At 28.5% G+C, this 20,891-nt stretch carries 17 protein-coding genes, 4 tRNA genes and 1 pseudogene; 10 read left to right on the top strand and 12 right to left on the bottom strand.

All coding sequences use genetic code 11. The features are described from left to right. The first annotated feature begins 16 nt into the window (after nucleotides 1–16). Complete coding sequence (locus BLO14_RS06085; protein WP_091971926.1) at nucleotides 17–169, top strand: hypothetical protein; 153 nt, start codon at nucleotides 17–19, stop codon at nucleotides 167–169. A 56-nt stretch (nucleotides 170–225) separates the two neighbouring features. On the opposite strand, the gene rpsD is transcribed toward BLO14_RS06085, so the two are convergent. The 3 genes from rpsD to BLO14_RS01180 all read right to left on the bottom strand — a co-directional run bounded on the left by rpsD (nucleotide 226) and on the right by BLO14_RS01180 (nucleotide 2,381). Continuing rightward, nucleotides 226–852: a 30S ribosomal protein S4 gene (gene rpsD / locus BLO14_RS01190; RefSeq protein WP_091971924.1), complete on the bottom strand. Its 627-nt coding sequence runs from the start codon at nucleotides 850–852 to the stop codon at nucleotides 226–228. 27 nt (nucleotides 853–879) lie between these two features. Next, nucleotides 880–952 (bottom strand) — tRNA-Met (locus BLO14_RS01185). Between the two features lie 67 nt (nucleotides 953–1,019). Next, nucleotides 1,020–2,381, bottom strand: a complete 1,362-nt coding sequence (locus tag BLO14_RS01180; RefSeq protein ID WP_091971923.1) for a cation diffusion facilitator family transporter — start codon at nucleotides 2,379–2,381, stop codon at nucleotides 1,020–1,022. 120 nt (nucleotides 2,382–2,501) lie between these two features. Between BLO14_RS01180 and BLO14_RS01175 the strand changes: the two genes are divergently transcribed. Continuing rightward, nucleotides 2,502–2,870 (top strand): hypothetical protein, encoded by a 369-nt coding sequence (locus tag BLO14_RS01175; RefSeq protein ID WP_091971921.1) that lies wholly within the window; start codon nucleotides 2,502–2,504, stop codon nucleotides 2,868–2,870. A 33-nt stretch (nucleotides 2,871–2,903) separates the two neighbouring features. On the opposite strand, the gene cdd is transcribed toward BLO14_RS01175, so the two are convergent. Then, nucleotides 2,904–3,341, bottom strand: a complete 438-nt coding sequence (cdd, locus tag BLO14_RS01170; RefSeq protein ID WP_091971919.1) for a cytidine deaminase — start codon at nucleotides 3,339–3,341, stop codon at nucleotides 2,904–2,906. Between the two features lie 119 nt (nucleotides 3,342–3,460). Here cdd and BLO14_RS01165 point away from each other — a divergent pair, with 119 nt between their 5' ends. Then, on the top strand, nucleotides 3,461–4,423 hold the full coding sequence (locus BLO14_RS01165; protein ID WP_091971917.1) for a DHH family phosphoesterase: 963 nt from the start codon (nucleotides 3,461–3,463) through the stop codon (nucleotides 4,421–4,423). On the opposite strand, the gene BLO14_RS01160 is transcribed toward BLO14_RS01165, so the two are convergent. Further along, nucleotides 4,401–5,996 carry a glycoside hydrolase family 3 N-terminal domain-containing protein gene (locus tag BLO14_RS01160; RefSeq protein ID WP_091972287.1) on the bottom strand — a complete coding sequence of 532 codons (1,596 nt, stop codon included), beginning with the start codon at nucleotides 5,994–5,996 and terminating at the stop codon, nucleotides 4,401–4,403. The two genes, BLO14_RS01165 and BLO14_RS01160, sit on opposite strands and share 23 nt — an antisense overlap. A 211-nt stretch (nucleotides 5,997–6,207) precedes the next feature. On the opposite strand from BLO14_RS01160, the gene BLO14_RS01155 reads away from it, so the two are divergent. Together BLO14_RS01155 and BLO14_RS01150 are read left to right on the top strand one after the other, a co-directional pair. Next, a tRNA-Met gene (locus BLO14_RS01155) sits at nucleotides 6,208–6,281 on the top strand. 13 nt (nucleotides 6,282–6,294) lie between these two features. After that, the gene (locus BLO14_RS01150; RefSeq protein ID WP_091971915.1) at nucleotides 6,295–6,849 is read left to right on the top strand and encodes a DJ-1 family glyoxalase III; all 555 of its coding nucleotides are present in this window, start codon (nucleotides 6,295–6,297) and stop codon (nucleotides 6,847–6,849) included. A 54-nt stretch (nucleotides 6,850–6,903) separates the two neighbouring features. Here BLO14_RS01150 and BLO14_RS01145 read toward each other — a convergent pair whose 3' ends face one another. Together BLO14_RS01145 and mfd are read right to left on the bottom strand one after the other, a co-directional pair. Next, nucleotides 6,904–8,121 carry an acetate kinase gene (locus BLO14_RS01145; RefSeq protein ID WP_091971913.1) on the bottom strand — a complete coding sequence of 406 codons (1,218 nt, stop codon included), beginning with the start codon at nucleotides 8,119–8,121 and terminating at the stop codon, nucleotides 6,904–6,906. A 23-nt stretch (nucleotides 8,122–8,144) separates the two neighbouring features. Then, nucleotides 8,145–11,519, bottom strand: coding sequence for a transcription-repair coupling factor (gene mfd, locus BLO14_RS01140; protein ID WP_091971911.1), 3,375 nt, complete (start codon nucleotides 11,517–11,519; stop codon nucleotides 8,145–8,147). 96 nt (nucleotides 11,520–11,615) lie between these two features. Between mfd and BLO14_RS01135 the strand changes: the two genes are divergently transcribed. From BLO14_RS01135 to BLO14_RS01125, 3 genes are all read left to right on the top strand, one after another. After that, complete coding sequence (locus BLO14_RS01135) at nucleotides 11,616–12,578, top strand: hypothetical protein (protein WP_091971908.1); 963 nt, start codon at nucleotides 11,616–11,618, stop codon at nucleotides 12,576–12,578. After that, nucleotides 12,538–14,640, top strand: a complete 2,103-nt coding sequence (locus BLO14_RS01130) for a LysM peptidoglycan-binding domain-containing protein (protein WP_091971906.1) — start codon at nucleotides 12,538–12,540, stop codon at nucleotides 14,638–14,640. Before BLO14_RS01135 ends, BLO14_RS01130 begins: the two co-directional genes overlap by 41 nt. 42 nt (nucleotides 14,641–14,682) lie before the next feature. Next, nucleotides 14,683–14,754 (top strand) — tRNA-Asn (locus BLO14_RS01125). On the opposite strand, the pseudogene rnmV reads toward BLO14_RS01125, so the two are convergent. Both rnmV and BLO14_RS01115 read right to left on the bottom strand, forming a co-directional pair. Next, nucleotides 14,736–15,282, bottom strand: a pseudogene (gene rnmV, locus BLO14_RS01120) (ribonuclease M5). The gene BLO14_RS01125 and the pseudogene rnmV sit on opposite strands and share 19 nt — an antisense overlap. A 2-nt stretch (nucleotides 15,283–15,284) precedes the next feature. Next, nucleotides 15,285–16,556: a M18 family aminopeptidase gene (locus BLO14_RS01115; protein WP_091971904.1), complete on the bottom strand. Its 1,272-nt coding sequence runs from the start codon at nucleotides 16,554–16,556 to the stop codon at nucleotides 15,285–15,287. Between the two features lie 84 nt (nucleotides 16,557–16,640). On the opposite strand from BLO14_RS01115, the gene BLO14_RS01110 reads away from it, so the two are divergent. Continuing rightward, nucleotides 16,641–17,366 (top strand): hypothetical protein, encoded by a 726-nt coding sequence (locus BLO14_RS01110; protein WP_091971902.1) that lies wholly within the window; start codon nucleotides 16,641–16,643, stop codon nucleotides 17,364–17,366. Between the two features lie 24 nt (nucleotides 17,367–17,390). Here BLO14_RS01110 and BLO14_RS01105 read toward each other — a convergent pair whose 3' ends face one another. Beyond that, nucleotides 17,391–19,247, bottom strand: a complete 1,857-nt coding sequence (locus BLO14_RS01105) for a fructose-specific PTS transporter subunit EIIC (protein ID WP_091971900.1) — start codon at nucleotides 19,245–19,247, stop codon at nucleotides 17,391–17,393. Nucleotides 19,248–19,336: 89 nt separating this feature from the next. On the opposite strand from BLO14_RS01105, the gene pfkB reads away from it, so the two are divergent. Continuing rightward, entirely contained in the window at nucleotides 19,337–20,260 is a 924-nt protein-coding gene (gene pfkB / locus BLO14_RS01100; RefSeq protein ID WP_091971898.1) for a 1-phosphofructokinase, read from the top strand. A 69-nt stretch (nucleotides 20,261–20,329) separates the two neighbouring features. Here pfkB and BLO14_RS01095 read toward each other — a convergent pair whose 3' ends face one another. Both BLO14_RS01095 and BLO14_RS01090 read right to left on the bottom strand, forming a co-directional pair. Next, complete coding sequence (locus BLO14_RS01095; RefSeq protein WP_091971897.1) at nucleotides 20,330–20,647, bottom strand: hypothetical protein; 318 nt, start codon at nucleotides 20,645–20,647, stop codon at nucleotides 20,330–20,332. Nucleotides 20,648–20,792: 145 nt separating this feature from the next. Continuing rightward, nucleotides 20,793–20,866 (bottom strand) — tRNA-Asp (locus BLO14_RS01090). Between the last annotated feature and the right edge of the window lie 25 nt (nucleotides 20,867–20,891).

The following is a 20,891-nucleotide window of genomic DNA, read 5'->3' as shown; positions in this document are numbered from 1 at the left end:
TTTTAGGAGTAAATATATGAAAGATGGAGTTAGAAGGCCTTCAGGTAGCAGGGCATCTTTTAGTGTTCAGCCTTATGCTAAAAGTTTGGGAAAGAATAATGGTTTCTCTTTTTTCGCTAAGAATAATTTGGGGAAAAATGTTTCAAAGAGTAAAAAAAAAGGCAAATAAAAAAAGTGGCTAATTAGCCACTTTTTTTATTTAACAATACAAAAATAAAAGATATTTTATGCTCTTTTAGAATAATATTCTACAACCATTTGCTCATTAGCAAGTGTAGGTATTTCGTCTCTTGATGGAGCATGCTTTACTTTTATATTTAAATCATCAGCGTTTACTTCTATCCAAGTTGGCAAATTTCTAAGAGACGAAGTTTTTTCTATATTTGATCTTATTAATTTTTTTAGGCTATCTTTCTCTTTTATTTGAATTTGATCATTTGCTCTTAGTATTATTGAAGGGATTGTGACTCTTCTTCCATTTAATTTAATAATACCGTGAGAAACTATTTGTCTTGCGTGTGCTCTTGAGATGGCAAATCCAGCTCTATATACAATATTATCAATTCTTCTCTCAAGTATTGAGAGAAGGTTGTCTCCTGTAACACCGTGATGTTTTCTAGCTTCTTTAAAAGTGTTGGTTAATTGTCTTTCGCTTACACCATAAGTAAACTTTATCTTTTGCTTTTCTATCAATTGTTTTCCATATTCTGTGATTTTAGCTTTTCTGGCTTTTCCATGCATTCCGGGAGGATGAGGCTTTTTTTTAAGGATTTTGTCATATTTTGGTTGCTCAAAAATGTTAATGCCAAATCTCCTTACAAGCTTACCTTTAGCTATTTGTTTTCTATTCATCAATTCCTCACATATTAAAAATAAACATAGCAGGGATAGGACTCGAACCTATGACCTTCGGGTTATGAGCCCGACGAGCTACCAACTGCTCTACCCTGCGTCTTACAGTTTAAAATGTTAGCACAACTTTATTATAAGTGTCAATTATTTGTTTATTATTAATTTAATTAGACTAAGAAATATATATCATTTATTTCTTTATGTTCTTGTTTTATGATTTTTTTAATATTTTGTGTTTTATTTATAAAACTTTGAAAGTCATTTTCTGAATTCAAATTTATTTTGATATAAAGTACAAGCTTGTTACCTTGATTGTGAAAATTGAGTGTTTTAAAGTTTATATTTGAATTTTTTAATGTGTCTTTTACGCTTCTTTTAAGATCTATATTTTGCTTTGAGAGCAAATTGTTTGCGTTATTTATTATTACGTTAAGTCCTTCTTTTATTATGATAAAGCCAATAAATATAGACATAATTTTGTCAAAACCACTCCACATGTAAGTTGCAAGTAGTAAACTTAGTGTAATCCCGCCATGTGAGAATATGCAGTTTTTATCAGCTGAAGCTAATGCTAAGAGAAGTTGATTATTGTATCTTTTCCCTATTTGGAATTTTGTCAAATATTCTATTATTTTCACTATAAAAAAAATGAAAGGGGTTATTGGTATCCATAAGCTTTTTTTAAGAGATTTATTTGAAAATATTTCTAGTATATTTTTTTTGTCTTCTTCACTGTGATCGTGGTCATCGTGATCGTGGTCATCGTGATTGTGGTCATGACTGTGGTCATGTTCATATATATTATCATTTTTATTTTTGTTTTGGTGTATGTGTAGGTTAAATCCAGACTCTCCTCCAAGAGTGATAAATTTATTTAATCCGGTTGTATTTAAAAATAGTGTAAATCCCGCCATAAGCATGATTATTCCCATGATAAAAGCTATTAAGCTTTCCATTAATTTGTGTCCATGAGGATAATGGATAGTTTCAGGTTTGCTTGTAATTTTTAAACTAAAATAAGTTATTGTAGATAAAACAAAGTCGGCCATGACGTGGAAAGCATCAGCAATAAGTGCAAATGAGTTAAACAGTATTCCTACAGTAAGCTTAGAAGATATTGATGCTACTTCGGTAAATATAGAAATTATTCCTATTCCCATTACAAATTTATCTTCTTCTATTTCAGATGTTAATTCTTTTTTATATTGAGAATCTCTATTTTCAAATCCTAAACTTAAGAGCTCTTCTTGTATTTCGGTGATTTTGCATGAAATTGTTTTAAATTTATTTTTTTTCCCGTAGTAAATTAAATTACTAATCATTATTCTTTCTATACCTTCTGATTTAAAATCATCATTAATATGAAAATGAATTATTTCAATTTGACCAACTTTTGCTTTTGCTTTAAGATTTGCAATTAGTTTTGAATTGTTTTCAATATAAACAATGTAAACATCTTCTTTTTTTAAAGGCTCTAGTTTTAAATAAGCAAATTTATGAATGTTTTTTAAGCTTATTACCTTGACCATAATTGTAACATTCTCCTGATTATTACATAATTTTATTAATGTAGCATTAATGCTACATTTTATCATTTATTAAATTCAAGCTCAATCTTGGCTTGTTAAGGCAAAAGTGAGGAATATTTTATGCGGCAAGCAGATTTTTTTGTTAAGAAATGTAAAAAAAATATTTTAAATAATAATAATTTGCACAGTTTGATTGAGAATATTAAAAATAATTTTTGTGAGATTTTAAAAGAGTTTGACAAGAAGTCATTAGAGGATATATTCAATTATTATTATGAAGCTTATGAGCTTGATAGTAGTTTATACAGCTTTGTGGAAAAATTTGTTCCAATTATTAATTTTTTATTATTTGAGGATTTAGAATACAATTTTAATTTTGATGAGAAAAAACTTATTTTAAATTTATTTGATTTGTCTGCTAGTGTTCTTGAAAGTGACAAATTAAATAGGTTTGCAAATGCTGTAGTTTCTCTAAAGATATTAGATTGATTTAATTTTTTACAAGTTTTTTGAAAGTTGAGATTATGTTACTCTTAGTAGCTCTTTTCTATCAAAAGGAGCTTTAAGCAAATCTTTTAATGTATAAATTTTTATTGGCATTTTGTTTTCATTAAATGAGTTAGATTCTGTTATTATTATTTTTGTATCTTGATCAAAAAATTCTGTCATTACTTGTAAGCATATAGCACATGGAATAGATTCAGGAGTTGTATTGAGTAATAAAAAATCTATTGTTTGTACGCCAATTTCTGCGATCATATTTAAAATAGCACTTCTTTCTGCACAACAAGTTGCTCCAAAGCTTGCATTTTCAACATTTGTTCCAATAAAAAAATCGTTTGTTTTAGTCTTAATGCAGGCACCTACTTTGAATTTTGAATATGGAGAATATGAATTGTTTCTTGCTTTTTCTGCCATATAAAATGCTTTATTGATATCTTCTTGTTTTGGTTTTTTCACAATTGCTCCCGTCTGTTATATTTTATTAGTTCTTGTGGCTTATTTTATTGAAATATTGTAATATAGTCAATGTAAAACAAGCTAAAAACTTGTTTTACGGAGGGTTTGCGAACTTTACTATGAGAGATGTTATTAATTTTATTAAAAACCATAATAATTTTATTATTATCGGACACAAAGATCCCGATTTTGATTGCATAGGTTCGTCTTTAGCTTTATCGTCTTTTCTCTCAAGAATTGGTAAAAATTCTGTTTTGTTAAATGAAGGTCCTTTTGTTAGAAAAGAAATAATTCCTTTTAGGAATAAATTTTTATCTGAATGGCCTAATATTGAGCTTTCAGATTATTCAGTTATTATTTTGGATTGCTCAATTTTAGATAGGATAGGTGATGAATTTGCATTTTACGTAAAGGATATGCCTATTTTAGTAATTGATCATCATATGTCTGGTGAAAAATTAAAATGTGTAGGCTATATTGATCCTTTTGCGCCTTCTACTACTTTTTTAATTGAAAAATTGATCAGAGAGTTTGGATATGATCTTACAAAAGAAGAAGCTTGGTATATTTTGGTAGGATTTTGTACTGATACTGGTTTTTTTAAATTTATTTCAAGAAGTGATCCAGAGCCTTTTGAAATGGTTGCAAGACTGGTTTCAAAAGGAATAAGCCTTAAAGAAGTTCACAGCTATATAGAAACAACCAAAAGTCTAAAATCAATAGAAATTCTCAAGTTAATGTTAAACAGTCTTGAATCTTATTGGAATGGAAAGGTTTTGTTTACATCTTTATTTTCTTCTAGTTTTGGCAAAGATAGTGGCGTTACTGGAGTTAATGAACTTTTTTATATGATTTTAAGCAATGTTGAGAATAATGAAATTTTAGGTATTTTAAAGGAAATGGAGGACGGTTCGATTACAGTTGGCTTGAGATCTAAAGATTCTTTTAATGTTGGAAAATTGGCAGAAGATTTTGGAGGCGGGGGGCATAAAAATGCTAGTGGGTTTAGAATTAAACAAGGTTCTCTAGAGATTGTAAAAAATCGAATGCTAGCATACATTAAGGATAATATTTATTTATAATATTTCTTAAAGGGATAGTTCCTTTTGGATCAAAATCCTTAGTGAGTGTTAAAAATCCGGATTTAAATGCCAGAGGTGTTGTTCCGTAAATAATTACTATGTTTTTTATCCAATTTAATTTTTTGATATGTTGAGGAGTAAGAGATACGATTACGCTTATTTTATCTTTATATTCTTCCAAATTTTCTAAATATTTTAAGCTTCCAGGTGTTGATAAATTAAAGATGACTTGTTCAAATTTTTTAATTAAATTTTTAATTTCGTTGAGTTTTTGGGAATTAATTCCGTTTAAGGGATAATAGTCGTAATAATAAGCATGTGTATTTTGAAATATTTTTTTGCCTTCTATAATCATTTTGTAGTAAGGAGATATTATAAGGGTTTTTTTAGTTTTAGATATTTCTTTTTCTATTCTTACTTTTGTAATACCCCTTAATGTGTTTTGTTCAAAAAATTTTTCACCTTCTTTTGAATATATTTTCTCATCTTTATTGAAATTAGGATAAAGGTCGGATTTGTTTTTATTTTCTTTCAAGTAGGTCAATTTTATTCTTAATATTCTTTTATTAGATTCAATAATATTGTTTTTTATTTCTAAATCTTTTTTCATTAAATTTAGTAGCATGTTGTAAGCATTTTTTTGTATCTTTTCATTTAAAGATATTAAAAAAATGTCACTTTTGGTTCTAACTATTCTTTCAATTGTATTATAAATGCTCTCATTATTGTATTTTGCTGCATTCATTAAGAGATCATCAGTAATTATTATGTTATTATATTTCAATTTATTTCTCAGTATGTCTTTAATTATTTTTGTTGAGGATGATGCAGGAATATTTTCTCCATTTGTAAGCTTTGGATATGCTAGATGGCCTGTCATTATTACCGGAATGTTTTCTTGGATTAATATTTTATACGGCAAAAGTTCATTTAAGTTTATTTCTAGTAAATTAGAATTTATTATTGGAATATTTATATGGGAATCAAGATCGGTGTTGCCATGTCCTGGGAAATGCTTTGCAGTAGAAATTATTCCTCCTTGTTTTTGACCTTTGTAAAGAGCCAGAGAAAGAAGTGATACTATTCTAGGGTTATCTGAATATGTTCTTGGTCCTATTGTGAAATTATTTTCGTCACTATATATATCTACTATAGGTGCAAAATTTAAATTTATTCCAAGCCTACTTAACTCTTGTGCTATGTAATACCCCGTATTATAAGAATCTTCTGGAGACAGAGATGCTGCAATTCCAAGATTACCAATTGTTTCTGATGTATTTGATTTTACATGTTGTGCCAATCCCCCTTCTTGATCTGTTGCTACAAATAAAGGAATTTTAAATTTATTGTTTTGAGATATTTTTTGAGCTTTATTAATACTTTCTGTTAAGTTTTTTAAATTTTTTGCGTTCCATCCAAAAATTTTAATTCCCCCAAGGTTTTTTTTACTTATGAAATCAAGAACAAAATTTGTTATTGATTGATCTGGATAACTTATCATGAACATTTGTCCTAGTAGCTCATGGTCTTGCATTTTGCTTACCATTTCATTTACTAGTTTTTCTCTTTCCATAGTATCCCAAAAATCAATGGGAAAGCAGTTTTGAGCTATAAAAAGAACAATAAGATAAAAATTTCTTTTCATTTAACCATACAAATAATAAATGCTAATATTAGTATCTATGTTTATTAGCAAATCATTTTGTATTATACTTTATAACAACGCTTTTGAATAATAACGTTGACAAAGTATTATTGAATTTATACACTTAATAAAAGTTTAAGCTGATGTAGCTCAGTTGGTTAGAGCACTCGGCTCATATCCGAGTTGTCGTGGGTTCAAGTCCCTCCATCAGCATTAGGGGTTGTAAATGGTAGTGGGAATTATCCTTGCAAATGGCTTTGAAGATATTGAGGCTATAATTCCGATTGATATTTTAAGACGGGGTAATGTTAATATTCAGGTTATCAGCATAAATGATAACAATTCTGTAACAAGTTCAAGAGGCGTTTCTTTTTTAGCAGATGATGTAATATCAAACTGTAAAGAGAATTGTTTCGATCTAATAATTCTTCCGGGAGGCATGCCTGGAGCTACTAATCTTTTTAATTCGAAAGAATTGGATTTGATTTTAAAAGATATGAATGCCAGAGGTAAATTTATTGCAGCTATTTGTGCTTCTCCAGTAGTAGTGCTTGCTGCTAAAGGTCTTTTAGGATGTAGTAAGTTTACGTGTTATCCAGGTTTGGAAAAAAATGTGTTTGATGGAGAGTTTTTAGATGAGAATGTTGTTAGAAGTAATAATTTTATTACTTCTAAAGGAGTTGGAACTTCATTTGAATTTGCTTTTACTCTTCTTGAAATAGTAAAAGGAAGGCAAGTAATGGAAAATGTTAAAAAAGCAACCTTACTTTATGATAGTTGAATATAAAAAAATGATTATAATAAATAAATTAAATTTAGGTTTTAAGGTTGAAAATTACAAGTTTTTTGGAATTAAATTATAAATGTCTTCAAGAATGCTTGATTCTTCGTTTGTTGGTATTGTTAGTATTTTTACTTTGCTCTTAATGGTTGATATTTCAGATTCTAAGTTTTTATTTTGAGCCATTTTATTTTTTTCAAGGTCTAACTTTATTCCAATTTTTTCAAACCCTTTTAGTGCAAGTTCTCTTACTTCATAGTCAACAATGCCAACCCCACCTGTAAAAACTATTGCATCAACGTTAAAATCAAGAATGGCAATGTAAGATCCAATATATTTTTTTATTCTGTATGTCATTATTTCTACTGCAAGTTTTGATTGATATTCTCCTTTTTTAATTTTGTTCCAAATGTCTCTCATGTCATTTGATTTTTCAGAAATTCCTAGTATACCGCTTTCTTTATTTAATATTTCTTCAATTTGTTTAGTGTTTTTATTTAATAAACTGCTCATCAAATTAATAATTGATGGATCTATATCGCCACTTCTTGTTCCCATCACAAGGCCTTCAAGTGGAGTAATTCCCATGCTTGTGTCATAAGATTTTCCATCTTTAACGGCATTAATGCTTGCTCCATTTCCAAGATGTAATATTATTAAATTTAGATTATCTATTTTTTTATTTAAAATTTCCGATGATCTTTTTGTTATGTACGAATAAGAGAGTCCATGAAAGCCATATTTTCTAATATTGTATTTTTTATACCAAGAATATGGGATTGCATAAAGAAATGCGTGTTCTTTAATAGTTTGGTGCCATGATGTATCGAAACATAAAACTTGTTTTGTGTGTGGTAGAATTTTAAGTATTGTTTCTATTGTAGTAATTGCATTTGGGTTGTGAAGTGGAGCAAGTTCAGAAATTTGTTTTAATTTGCTTAAAATGCTAGTTTTAAGAATTACTGAATTTTTAAAACTAGATCCCCCATGTACAACTCGATGTCCTATTATTTTAATCTCACTGATAGTTTCGAGGATTTTTAAATTGCTGTTTAACAATAATTTAAACATTTTTTTTATTGCTTTTTGGTGATTTTCAATTCCTTTCTCAAATCTTTCTGTTATTGATCCGTCAGTATTTATAATCTTTACGATTGATTTTTGTGATTTTATTTTTTCAATAATTCCAGTTATTAATTTTTTTGAATTTTCGTATTGATAAATAGTAAATTTTAACGAAGAACTTCCTGTGTTTATGATTAATATTTTCATTTTTTCCTTTTATGCTTGACAAACTATGTATTTGTTTTTAGTAAGTTAATATTTTCATATATGTAGTTCATTTTTTCAGATTTTTCAATATTTTTAAAGCTTAAGAATATTGATTTTTGATACGATGGATTCAATATTAATAAATTAGGATGCTTTTGGAGTATTTCTATTATTTTTTTCATGGGAATGCTTTCTGTATCTTTATATTCTATTTCCAAAGTCTTGTTTGTTTCTTTTAGTTTTGTTATGTTTAACTTTTTTGCTAAAATCTTAAGTTCAGCTAACATCAATAGACTATTTATTTCTTTAGGTATTGGGCCAAAGTTGTCGTGAATTTCTGATCTTATCTTTTTACTTTCTTCTTCATTTTGAATTTCAAAGATTTTTTTGTAGATTAGTATTTTAGTCTGTTCATTTTTTGCATAGTTGTCAGGAATAAATCCATTATAGTTAATTTCAATATTAACTTCGTCTTCTGATGAGATTTTTCCCATTTTCTTTTCAATTGCTTTGTTTAACATTGTTAGATAACAATCCAATCCGATCGATTCAATTTCTCCATGTTGTTCTCTACCAAGCAAATTCCCAACACCCCTTATTTCCATATCTTTCATTGCTATTTTAAATCCTGATCCTAGATCTGAAAATTCGGTTATTGCTCTTAGTCTTTCAATAGAGCGTTCATTTAGCTTTTCGCTATCTTGGTACAAAAAATAAGCATAAGCTTTTTTTGATCCTCTTCCAACTCTTCCTTTTAGTTGATATAACTGTGAAAGTCCAAACTTGTTTGCATTGTTAATTATTATTGTATTTGCATTTGGAATGTCTATTCCATTTTCAATTATTGTTGTTGCCAATAAAATTTGATACGCTTTTTCAATAAAATTGTGCATTATATTTTCAATCTCGTCTCCTGTAAGTTTTCCATGAATTATTGCAATCCTTGCATAAGGAGTTAATTTTTCAATTAGCGTTTTTAAATAATGCAGTTCTTCAATATTATGATTTACCAAAAAAACTTGACCATCTCGAGATAGTTCGCTTTCAATAGCATGTTTTATTAAAAGTTCACTAAACGGTTCTAAATAAGCTTCTATTTTTACTCTGTTTTTAGGAGGAATTTTTAAGACTGAAATATCTCTTAGTTTAATTAGTGACATGTGAAGAGATCTGGGAATTGGTGTTGCAGAAAGAGTAAGACAATCAACTGAAATTCTTATTTCTTTAAGTTTTTCTTTTTCCTTTACACCAAATCTTTGCTCTTCATCAATTATTATTAATCCCAAATTTTTACAGGTGAATTTTTTTGAAAGAATTTTGTGTGTTCCTATTATTATGTCAATTTCTCCGCTTTTCAATTCTTTTAAAATCCGTTTTTCTGTGTTATTTCTTATAAATCTGCTTAATACTTCTATTTTGATTGGAAAATTTTTGAATCTTTTTTTGAATGTATTGAAATGCTGTTCTGCTAAGATAGTTGTTGGTGAGAGTACAATGACCTGTTTGTTTCCCATTATAGCTTTAAACGCAGCTCTCATTGCGACTTCAGTTTTTCCAAATCCAACGTCTCCACAAAGAAGGCGATCCATCACTTTGAAACTCATCATGTCTTTTTTGATTTCTTTTATTGCTGTTATTTGATCTGGAGTTTCATCGTATGGAAATTCAGATTCAAATAATAATTGTAATTCGTTATCTTTTGGATATTTAATACCTTGAATGCTTTCTCTTTTTGAATAAAGTTCTATTAGTCTATCTGCAATCTCTTCGATTCTTTTTTTTGCATTTGCTTTATTTTTTATCCATGTTTTAGAACTAATTTTATCCAATTTAATATTTTTAGGATCACCCCCAATGTATTTTTGGATTAAATTTGTTTGTTCAATTGGAATAAATAGTTTTTCTCCTTCAGCATATTCGATCTCAATATAATCCTTTTCAAGAGAACTTGTTTTTATTCTCTTAATTTGCCTAAATATGCCAATCCCATGGTTTATGTGGACTACATGTCTATTTTTCTCAATCTCAATAAAAGAGTCAATAGCTTTTGTTTTTGAAGATTCAAATGTTTTATTTATTTTTTGTCCTGTATCAAAGATATTTGATTCAAGAATAATGGCAATTTTTTCTTTTTCTATTATCAAAGAGCTAGATATTTTTAAAACCTCAATTGATACTTTCGGTAATTCTTTGAAAATGTATTTAAGTTTTTCTTTTTGCGATTCAGATTCTGCTGCAATAATGATTTTAAATCCATTTTTTAGCCAGGTTTTGAACTCTTCTTTTGTAAGCATAATATTTGAAAAAAAGCTTTTCTTGCTTTCAATTTTAAATTCTACAATTTCTTTGGATTTAGAACTTTTAATTTCTGAAAATAAAACATTACTTTTTATATTAAAGGTTTTAGAATTTAAGAAAATTCTTTTTGGATCAATTGTATTTTTGCCAGCTTCTCTTGCTTCTTTATAAAGCTTTTCATATTCTTGGTGTATTTTTTCAATTTCTTTTTCGAAATTGTTAATTTCAAAGTTTACAATAGGTGTGTGTTTTTCAATCTCATCACTTAAGTAAGTATTTGCTACTAGTGGATAAAACATTTCTTCTATTTTTGTTTCTTTTTTAAAATTCAATTCTTCAAGAATCTTTTTATATTCGACGGATTTAATTTTTGTTTTTAGGTTATTAATGGCTTCATCATTCCAAATGATTTCTTTTTTTGGAAGAATTTGTAATTCTAAAATTTCATTGTTCTGTTCTAATTGGGTTAAAGGATCGAATTTTTTTATTTCTTCTATTTTGTCAAAGTTTAGTAAAATTTTTACCGGACTTTCTTCTTCAAAAGGGTATAGATCTATAATTTCTCCTTTTATTGTAAATTCTCCTGGAATTGTTACTCTGAGTGTTTTCTCATATCCCAATGTTATTAGAGTTTTTTCAATGTCTGCTTTATTAATTTTAGTATTTTTTTCAATTTTACATATATTCTTTAGTAGTGTATTTTTATTGGGTATTTTACTGAGCAATGATTTTAAGACTGTAATGTATATTCCAGGATTTTTTTTATAAAAATTGATCAAGAATTTGATTCTTTTGTTAAAGATTGTAGTTTCTGAGCCAATGCCCTTGTATACAAGGGGACTAAAATAGTTAAGCTCAAAGATTTGATTTGTAATTACTTTTAAATCATTTTTGATTTTATCTAATGTATGTTCGTCTTTAACTATTAATATTATTTTTCCAGTTTTGCTATATTCTTTGATTTTTTTAATTAAAAAAGCTTTGAAAAATCCTTCATACCCTGCTAATGAAAAAAATGTATTTTTTTCTAAAAATTCTTTAATTTTTTTTAAATTGGAATTATTTTTTAATATTGTTGTTAGTTCTTTATCTATATTCATTTTTTACCTTTTTGTTTAATTAATTTAGTATAATAATATACTATAGGTATTATTACTTTCTTTATATATAATGTGGTTAGGTTTTGAGGGGAACTTATGAAAGTTAGAAAATTGCTTTTTTGTATCTTTTTTACGAGTATTTCTTTTGTTTTGTTTGCGGAAGATTATAAGGGCCTTGATTTTAAAATCAAGTTTTTTAATCAATCTATTTACAGTGTCAACAGTAATGTTTTTATTGAAGTTTCTCTTAGTAATGCATCTGACAGTGTTTTAACTTTAGAAATAGGTGATATTAATTCTTTTGGCTTTGATTTTGATGTTACTGATACCACCAATATTAAAGTTAAAAGACCTATTGAATATGTTAAAAAGAGATCTAAAAATGTTGCTATTCCTGTTAGAAATATGAGCTTGAGACCTAATGAAAAATTTTCTGTAGTTATTAACTTAAATCAATTTGTTAAGTTTAGTAAAGATGGAGTTTATTTTGTTAAGGGCATTTTTTTCCCAGACATTTCAGATCCATCTAAGAAAAAAGAATCCAATATTATTATGCTTTTTTTAAATGATAGTTTTGATGAAAATCCAGCTGGTATAGATCTTGTTAATTTGTCTGAAAATAAGGATATTCAAGATATCTTGAAAAAGAAAAAACTGTCTCCCGACGAGATTGTTGAATATTTATTAAAGGCATTGCAGCTTGGAAAAAAAGAAAAATTTTTTTTATATCTTGATATTGAAGGCTTGTTATTAAATGACAAAGGCAAAGCGTATCTTTACAAGCAAAAGTTGTTATCTGTTCCCAATAAAAATGTAGTTGAAGAGTATAAGGAATATTTATGGAATTCTAGTAATTCAGATATTTCAAAAGTACCAAATGAATTTTCTATTATTGAGACAACCTATTCTGATACTGCTGGTAAAGTGATTGCTGATTTATATTTTGACGATGGGCATTTTTATATTTCCAAAAGATATACTTTTTTCTTTAAAAAATATGATTATTATTGGATAATTTATGACTACATTGTTCAAAATACTGGCATTAAGGAAAAGTAAAACTTTTTGTGTTTTTCAAATTATAGAACTTATTATTTTATTTTATTTTGTGATAATAAGTCCTGATAATCTTAATGCTGATTTTGAGCATAAGGTTGTCAAAGGAGATACTCTCTTTTCAATTGCAATTAAGTATAAAGCTAGAGTAAACGATCTTAAAAGGATTAATAAGCTTAGTGTTGACAATATTAGGGTAGGTCAAATATTGATTATTCCAAGTGATTCTAATTCTAATTTAGATCAAAATATTACTCATAAGGTTAATCATTCTCTTAATTCTTTAGAATCTGTCGATAAGGGAGTAATTTTTTACACTGCAAAAGAGGGCGACACTATTGAGAGTGTCTCAAAGCTTGTTGGACGAAGTAAGGAAGAGATAATAGCTTGGAATGATTTGCGCTCTAAAGATCTTAAAGTTGGAATAAAGCTTGTATTAAGTGAGCCTGATTTTTTAAAGCCTTATGTAGTTAAAAAGGGCGATTCGCTTTCAAAACTTTCTCAGGATTTTGATATTAGCTCTAAGGATATTTTAAAATTTAATTTTCTCAATGATGATAAATTAAAGATTGGGCAACAGCTTTTTTTAAAGAAAGCCACTGAGAATGTTAATTTTCATTATGTTAAAAAAGGAGAAACTCTTGGTAGAATAGCTTATATTTATGGTGTTACTGCTAAAGATCTTGTAACTCTTAATGGTAATCGGGCTGTTAATCTTAAAGCAGGTTCACTGCTAAATGTTTTAAAGATCGTAAATAATGATTTAGAAAAGCCTATTAAGGGAGATTTAAAAATTGATAAAAAAACAAATAATCAGTTTATCTATCATTCAGTTGCTGTAGGAGAGACTTTATATAGCATTGCAAGACATTATGGTGTTTTGATTGAGGATCTTAAAAATTGGAATAATTTAAATAGTAACAGTATTATGCACGATCAAAAATTGAAAATTTTTGATAAAAAGCTTTCAATCGATTCTTCTATAATTAAATCTAAAAACGATTTATATACTAAAAACAAGGTTGATTCTAGCTCTAATTCTTCTGATAAAGTTCAAACAATAGTTAATCTTCCTTCAAATAAAAACAAAAAGCTTAATTTAAATACTTTTGGAATTACTGTCAATCAAGGTCTTTTTGATATTAGCTCTTTGGTTATTTTAGACTCTAAAATACCAATATTTGAGGTTGTTGGTGATTTTTATTATTGGTATAGACCAAGAAAGATAAGTCAACCAAGTGAGTTTTATTCAGAAGATTGGCATTCTCCTTTAAATTCTTATAAAAAGGCGACTCAACTTTTCAAAAGTTTTGAGAAGTTGGTGAATTCTAGGTTTAATAAAGGATCAAGACTTAAAGATAAATTAATAATTCTTGATCCTGGTCACGGGGGTCTTGATCCTGGAGCTATTGTTAAGTCTAGAGATGGTCTTGGAAACGAAGTTTTTGTTGTTGAAGATGAATATGTTTATGATATTGCTTTAAGGCTTTATGTATATCTTAAAGAGGAAGGGGCCAATGTAGAACTTACCGTTTTAGCCCCTGATCATTTAATTAGGAATAGTGTTTTTGCTAATAATACTTTTGTTAATGTAAAAAATGAGGTTTACAATGATTATGACTTAAATAAAAATGATACGGTTGATTCCTGGATAAGCGGTACTCCATCGGGCCTTAAAAAAAGATTGATTGTTGTTAAAAATATTGTTAGTAAATATAAAAATATTAAAGATAAGGATATAGCTTTTTTTAGTTTGCATGCGGATAATAGCGTTGGAGCGCCTAAGAGCATGGGTTTTTATTATCAAAAAGATGACGATAAAAAATATGATATTCATTCAAAGTCTGTAGCAGAAAAAATTACAGAAGGAATGAAAAGAAGTTTTTACATTAAGGGTCAAAATCTTCATGTTTTAAGAAACAATATAGTAATGACTAAGCTTTTAATAGAGGTTAGAAATTTGGCATTTCCAGAGGAAGCTTGGTCTATTAGATCTTCTAAGCTTAGAGATCAAGATTCCAAAATTCTTGCTAATGGGATTTTAAAAATATTGGAAAATAATTGACAAAAATTTTTAAATTTAAGATAATACTTTTAGTGTTCAATTTCCCCTATAGCTCAGTGGTAGAGCGGGTGGCTGTTAACCACTAGGTCGGAGGTTCAAGTCCTTCTGGGGGAGTTAATTAAAGGTTAATTGTTTTTCTAGTTCTCTTTTTGTTATTTTAAAGTAATTAAGCCTTTCTAGTAGTTTTTTGTTATTTCCATGTCCCAAGCAAAGATGTTTTTGTATTATGTGTTTATTTTTTTTTGAGTTTTCTCCTACTATGCCAAGTTCTAGCAAATCGCTTAATGTTAATAAATCTTTTTGATTATCCCGAGATAAAGTTCCGACTTCTTTGAGTATTTTTATTATTTCTGTTTTATTTGCCGATTCAACTTCGGTATCTTTAGTATTAAGATAAGCATGTTTGATTTTGTTATTTTTTCCTAGATGTTTGACTATTTTTTGTCTAATAATATTTCCAGATTTATCGCTGTCTGTTAAAATTATTATTCCTTTGTATTTTAAAGCTTTTTTTAGTAATTTAATAGTTTCGATTTTTAAAGCAAATCCTTTTGTTTCTATTACTGTGCAGTCGAAAGATTCTTTTATTCTTTTAAGATCATCTTTTCCCTCAACCACAATTATTTCTTTTATTTTTTCCAATTTTAAATTCCTTTTTCAAAGAAAGCTCTTAGCAATTTAATTGCTTCTATATGGTCAACTATTGATACTGTTTCTCGCAGGGAGTGCATTGCCCACATTGGTGTTCCAATGTCAATAGTTTCTATTCCTGTTCTTGCATTTGAGATTGGGCCAATTGTTGTGCCTGAAGGAACATTCGCTTTCATTATTATTTCTTGAATTTTAATATTATTTTTAATAGCCAAATTTTTTAATTTTGCAAATCCTGTTGAGGTTGTTGCGTATTTGAAATTGGCACTATTTTTTACAACTATGCCTCTACTTAGAGTTGCTTGATAGTTTGGATCATGTTTAAATGTATATCCTGGATGAATGCCGTGAACGCTGTCAATCGATATATTAAATGATTTGTTTGTTTTTATCAAATGCTCTTCTCTGGTTAAGTTAAGAGCAATATCGATTCTTTCTAAAACTTCTGATAAAAAATTGGAATCAGCGCCCCTTGATGTTAAAGATCCTACTTCTTCGTTATCAAAAAATACAGCTATTTTATTGTTATTATTACTTGTATGAATATAAGAGTTCATGATTGCATGGCATCCCGATTTGTTATCAAGATTTTTGGAAGCCAAAAATTCTCCTTCAGTTCCTATTATCTTAGAAGGTTGTGATTCTGTGAATATTAGATCGCAAGATAGAAAATTTTCATATTCTATTCCAAGTTGTTCTAAAATATTATCTTTTATTGTTTTTTTGGTGCTGTTAATTACTGTTAAATTGTCATGGGTATTATATCCAAATCCTTCGTTAATTTGTCGGTTTAAATGGATTGCAAGGTTTGGAATAATTCCTATGTTTTCAATATTGATTAGTTTTGAATTAATATTTTCATTTTTTTTGAAATATACAATTCCTGCTAAGCTTAAGTCTCTGTCAATCCAGGTAGAAATTATTGGGCTACCATAAACTTCAATATGGTTGTAGAATACGCCACCTGTTTTTTTTGTTGCATCTATTTTTAATTTTAATCCTGGACTGTCCGTATGTGCTGTTGCTATTAAAAACGGTTCATATTTTTTTTTAACATCAATATTAAAGGCAATAAGGCTGGTTCCTTCTTTTTTTATGTAGTACGACCCCGTTTCAATTTTCCATTTTTCATCAAGTTTTAATTGCTGTGCATTAAAATAATTTATTAATTTCTCTTCAATGTAGTTTATTAGGTGATAAGGGGTAGGACTATTGTCTAGTAGACTTTGAAATAATTTTGGTTCTAGTGTTTTATCATGCACCATAGGCATTCTCCTTTAATTTTATTGCTTTATAATCATATATTCTATTATAATAGTTTTTAACTGTATATTAGTTAGGAGTTTGTTATGAGAAAGTGTTTTGTCAGCTTGAGTTTATTGTTTATTTTTTTCGCTTGTAGTTCTAATGTTGAAATTGAATTAAAAGATGATGTTAGTGGCATTGTTTCAGTATTTATCAATGTTAATAGAGAATTTGAAAAAATTAGAAGAGAGCTCCTAATGACTTTGGTGGGGGGAGAAGTTGCAAATATGTCTCTTTTTCCTGTAGATGAAATAAAAAAATACTTTGAAAATGGAGGAGAAAAGCTTGGACTTAATCTTTTGAGTATTAAAGCCCAAGGAGATTCTATTAATTTAGTTGTTAAGTTTGATAATTTAATTAAAATTTTAGGCGATTATATGGAAAAATCTGATATGCCTGTGTTTAAGATAGAAAAAAAAGATGGTAAAAATATTATTGAACTTAATATTAATTTGGAAAATGCTACTAAGAATATTAATGAAAATAAAGAATATATTAGCGATGAGCTTGCTGCACTTTTGCCATCAGATGAGATTCCAATGTCTGCTAAAGAATATAAAGATGTTTTGGTTTATTTTTTATCGGATTTTACTTCCAAGGCAAATGAACTTATTGATAATTCAAAGCTTGATCTTATAGTTAAGACTTCTAGAAATGTTCAAGAACAATTTGGATTCAAGCAGATTAACTCAAATACACTAAGGTTTGAGATTGACATGGTTAAAGGATTGAGTCTTGAAACGCCAATAAAGCTTAGATTAGTTTATTGATAAAAATTCAAGAATTAAACTTAATCATTTATATTCTTTTTTTAAAATTCCTATTAAAACAGCTGTTATAATTGATCCTGTTAAAATAGATATTATCCACATTAATGGGTTTGCTACTATTGGCAGAATAAATATTCCGCCGTGCGGTGCTATAACTTCTACTTTGAAAAGTGCAGAAATAAATCCTCCTACAGATGAGCCTAGTATGCATGCAGGTATTACTCTTAAAGGATCTGACGCTGCGAATGGGATTACCCCTTCTGTAATAAAGCATGCTCCTAGAAAATAACAAACTTTTCCGGATTCTCTTTCTTCTTTTGAAAACCTGTTTTTAAATAAACTTGTAGCAAGGGCAATTCCTATAGGAGGCACCATTCCTCCTGCCATTATGCTTGCATGGGGAATATAATTTTTTGCAGTTATCATTGCAATTCCAAATGCATATGCAGCTTTATTTACAGGTCCTCCCATATCTATTGCCATCATTCCTCCAAGCAAAGCACCAAGTATTGCCATATTAGTTCCGCTAAGTTGATTTAGTATGCCTGTTATTGATTCATTAATGAATGATATTGGGCTAAGCATTATATATGTTAAAATTCCTGAAATTATAACTGATAAAAAAGGATAAGTTAGTACTGGATTTATTCCTCTTAGATTGCTAGGAATGATTTTGTCAGATATTTTTTTTACAATTAGTGTAACGTATCCTGAAATAAATCCAGCTAAGATACCTCCCAGAAATCCCGCATTTCCATTGCTCATCATTAATCCTGTAATCATTCCAGGTGCAAGTCCCGGTCTTTCTGCTATGCTAAATGAAATATAGCCAGCAAGTATTGGAATCATTAAAGCAAATGCGCTTCCACCTCCGATTTGCATCAGAATATCTGCTATTTTGTTGTAGCTTGGGTCGTTTATATCAAATGCTTTGATTCCAAACATAAATGATATTGCTATTATTATTCCCCCTGATACTACAAATGGAAGCATAAATGATACCCCATTCATTAGGTGTTTATAAATTCCTATTTTTTGGTTGTGTTTGTATTTTTCGGTGATTGTGTTTGTTTTGCTTTTATTGTAAATTTGTGCTTCGTTTTTAAGAATTGTTTGAATAAGCTCTTTTGCTTTGTGTATGCCGTCTTTTACACCCACTTCGATTAAAGGTTTTCCGCTAAATCTTTCCTTGTTGATAGTCTTGCCAGATGCAATAATGATTCCTTTCGCATTTTTTATTTCTTCTTCCGTTATTGGGTTTTCAGTTCCACTAGATCCATTTGTTTCTACTTTTATATTTATGTTTAATTCTAATGCTGCTTTTTTTAGGCTTTCTGCTGCCATATAAGTATGAGCTATTCCCACAGGACATGCTGTTACGGCAAGAATGAAATCTTTTTTTGTATTTAAATTATTAGATTCTTTTACATTGTTATTACTCATAAGTATTTCTAAAAATCTATTTGTATTATTTGTACTCATAAGTTCATGTCTTAATAAGTTGTTGCTAAAAGTATTGCTTAGATATGATATAGCTTTTATGTGTGCATTACTAGGAGTTTCTTCGGGTAGAGCCATCATGAAAAACAGTTTTGAAAGTTTTTGATCAGAAGAATTAAAGTCAAATCCATCACTATTAACTCTTAAAATAGCAATTCCGTGTTTTTTAATGAAATTGCCTTTTGCATGTGGCATGGCTATATGCTCTTCAATGCCTGTTCCGTTAATTTCTTCTCTTTTTTTAATTTCTTTTATGAATGTTTCCATATCATTTAAGTATCCATTTTCATTGAGCATATTAGCCATTTTTCTAATTACATCTTCTTTGCTAATTGCATTGTAATTTAAAACAATCAAGTTTTTTGAAAATAAGTTTTGCATAATAATCACCTTTATATATTATATAGTGTATATATATTTATTAAATTTTACATTTATTTAATTGATTTTATCAATTAAAGGAGATTATTTTGATATGTACTCTAACGCTTAATCCTTCTGTGGATTATAAAATAGTTTTAAAAGAATTTCAGGAAGAAAGTCTTAATTATGCTTTGAATAACAATTTCTTTGCTGGTGGTAAAGGAATAAATGTAAGCACTGTTCTTAAAAATTTGGGAAAGCCCAGTATGGCCCTTGGATTTTTAGGAGGTTTTACAGGTGATTATATAAGATTCTCTCTTGATTCTAAGGGTATAAAAAACGATTTTATTAAAATAAAATATGATACAAGATTAAATATTAAAATGATAGCAAATGGAAGAGAAACAGAAATTAATGCCAATTCTCCAGATATTTCTGAGGATGAATTTGAACTTTTAAAAGATAAGCTTAAAAGTTTGACAAATAATAGTATATTGGTGATGTCGGGAAGCGTTCCTGCATCTATTGGCGAGAATGCATACAATGAAATATCTAATAGCATTTCTAATGATGTTAAGCTTGTCATTGATACTAGTGGCAAACCTTTAAAAAAAATTCTTAGATTAAATCCTTTTTTAATAAAGCCTAATATTTATGAACTTGAGGATCTTTTTAATGCTAAATTTAATTCTACAAAAGAATTGATTAAAATTGGGAAAAATCTTGTAGAAAGTGGAGTTCAAAATATTATAATTTCCATGGGAGGTGACGGAGCTATTTTTATTGGTAGTAAAAATGTTGCTTTTAGGGCCTTTGTTCCAAAGATTAACTCTGTTAGTACTATTGGGGCAGGAGACTCTGTGATTGCAGGATTTGTGTATGCTTTTGATAATGGGAATACTTTAGAAGATTCATTCAAATTTGGCGTTGCAGCCGGTACAGCTACGGCATTAAAAGGCAATCTTTGTGAATTTCAAGATGTTGAAAAGATGCTTTGTGAGATTAGAGTCGAGGAAATTTGTACTTCTTGATCAAATAGAGTTGAAGATTTGACTTTGTAACTTTACTGTAGCTTTAAAAAGCTACAGTATTTAGGTTGCTTAAATTTTTAATTTTGATTTATATAATTTATGTGTTGCTAGGGCTAATCCTGCAATCGCTAACAATGCAATTGTAGTTATGTTGCTTATAAACGATTCTGTTGTATTTGATTGAGTGATTTTTGCAGCTATTTCTGTAGTTTTCTCATCGCAAACACAGTTAACATATCCACATATTGGACAGATTTCTTCTACTCCAAATTGGCTTAAGTTTTCATTTGAAAGCATATTTTCTTTTGTTATTGTGTTGATTTGCGCGAAAACAGATGTTGAAATCAATAGCAAAGCAGTGAAAAATAAGCATTTTTTTAGATTCATTGTACCTTCTCCTTTTAGGTTTATTTTTTTGAATTATTTAAATTACAGCTTTTTAAATTAAATAATTGTAATTTTTATTATTCAAAACCTGATAGAGTGGCAATAGATCCTCTAATGAAAATTGTTGACTAATAAAAGTTGTCAACGGGAGCGACGGGTCTCGAACCCGCGACCTCCTGCGTGACAGGCAGGCGTTCTAACCATCTGAACTACGCCCCCAAGGTCATTCTTTTTAAGAATTATA

Origin of the sequence: Borreliella japonica, from assembly GCF_900099615.1 — a bacterium.
Classification (GTDB): domain Bacteria; phylum Spirochaetota; class Spirochaetia; order Borreliales; family Borreliaceae; genus Borreliella; species Borreliella japonica.
Note: the sequence above shows the minus strand (reverse complement) of the source record. Positions and strands in the feature narration are given on the sequence as shown.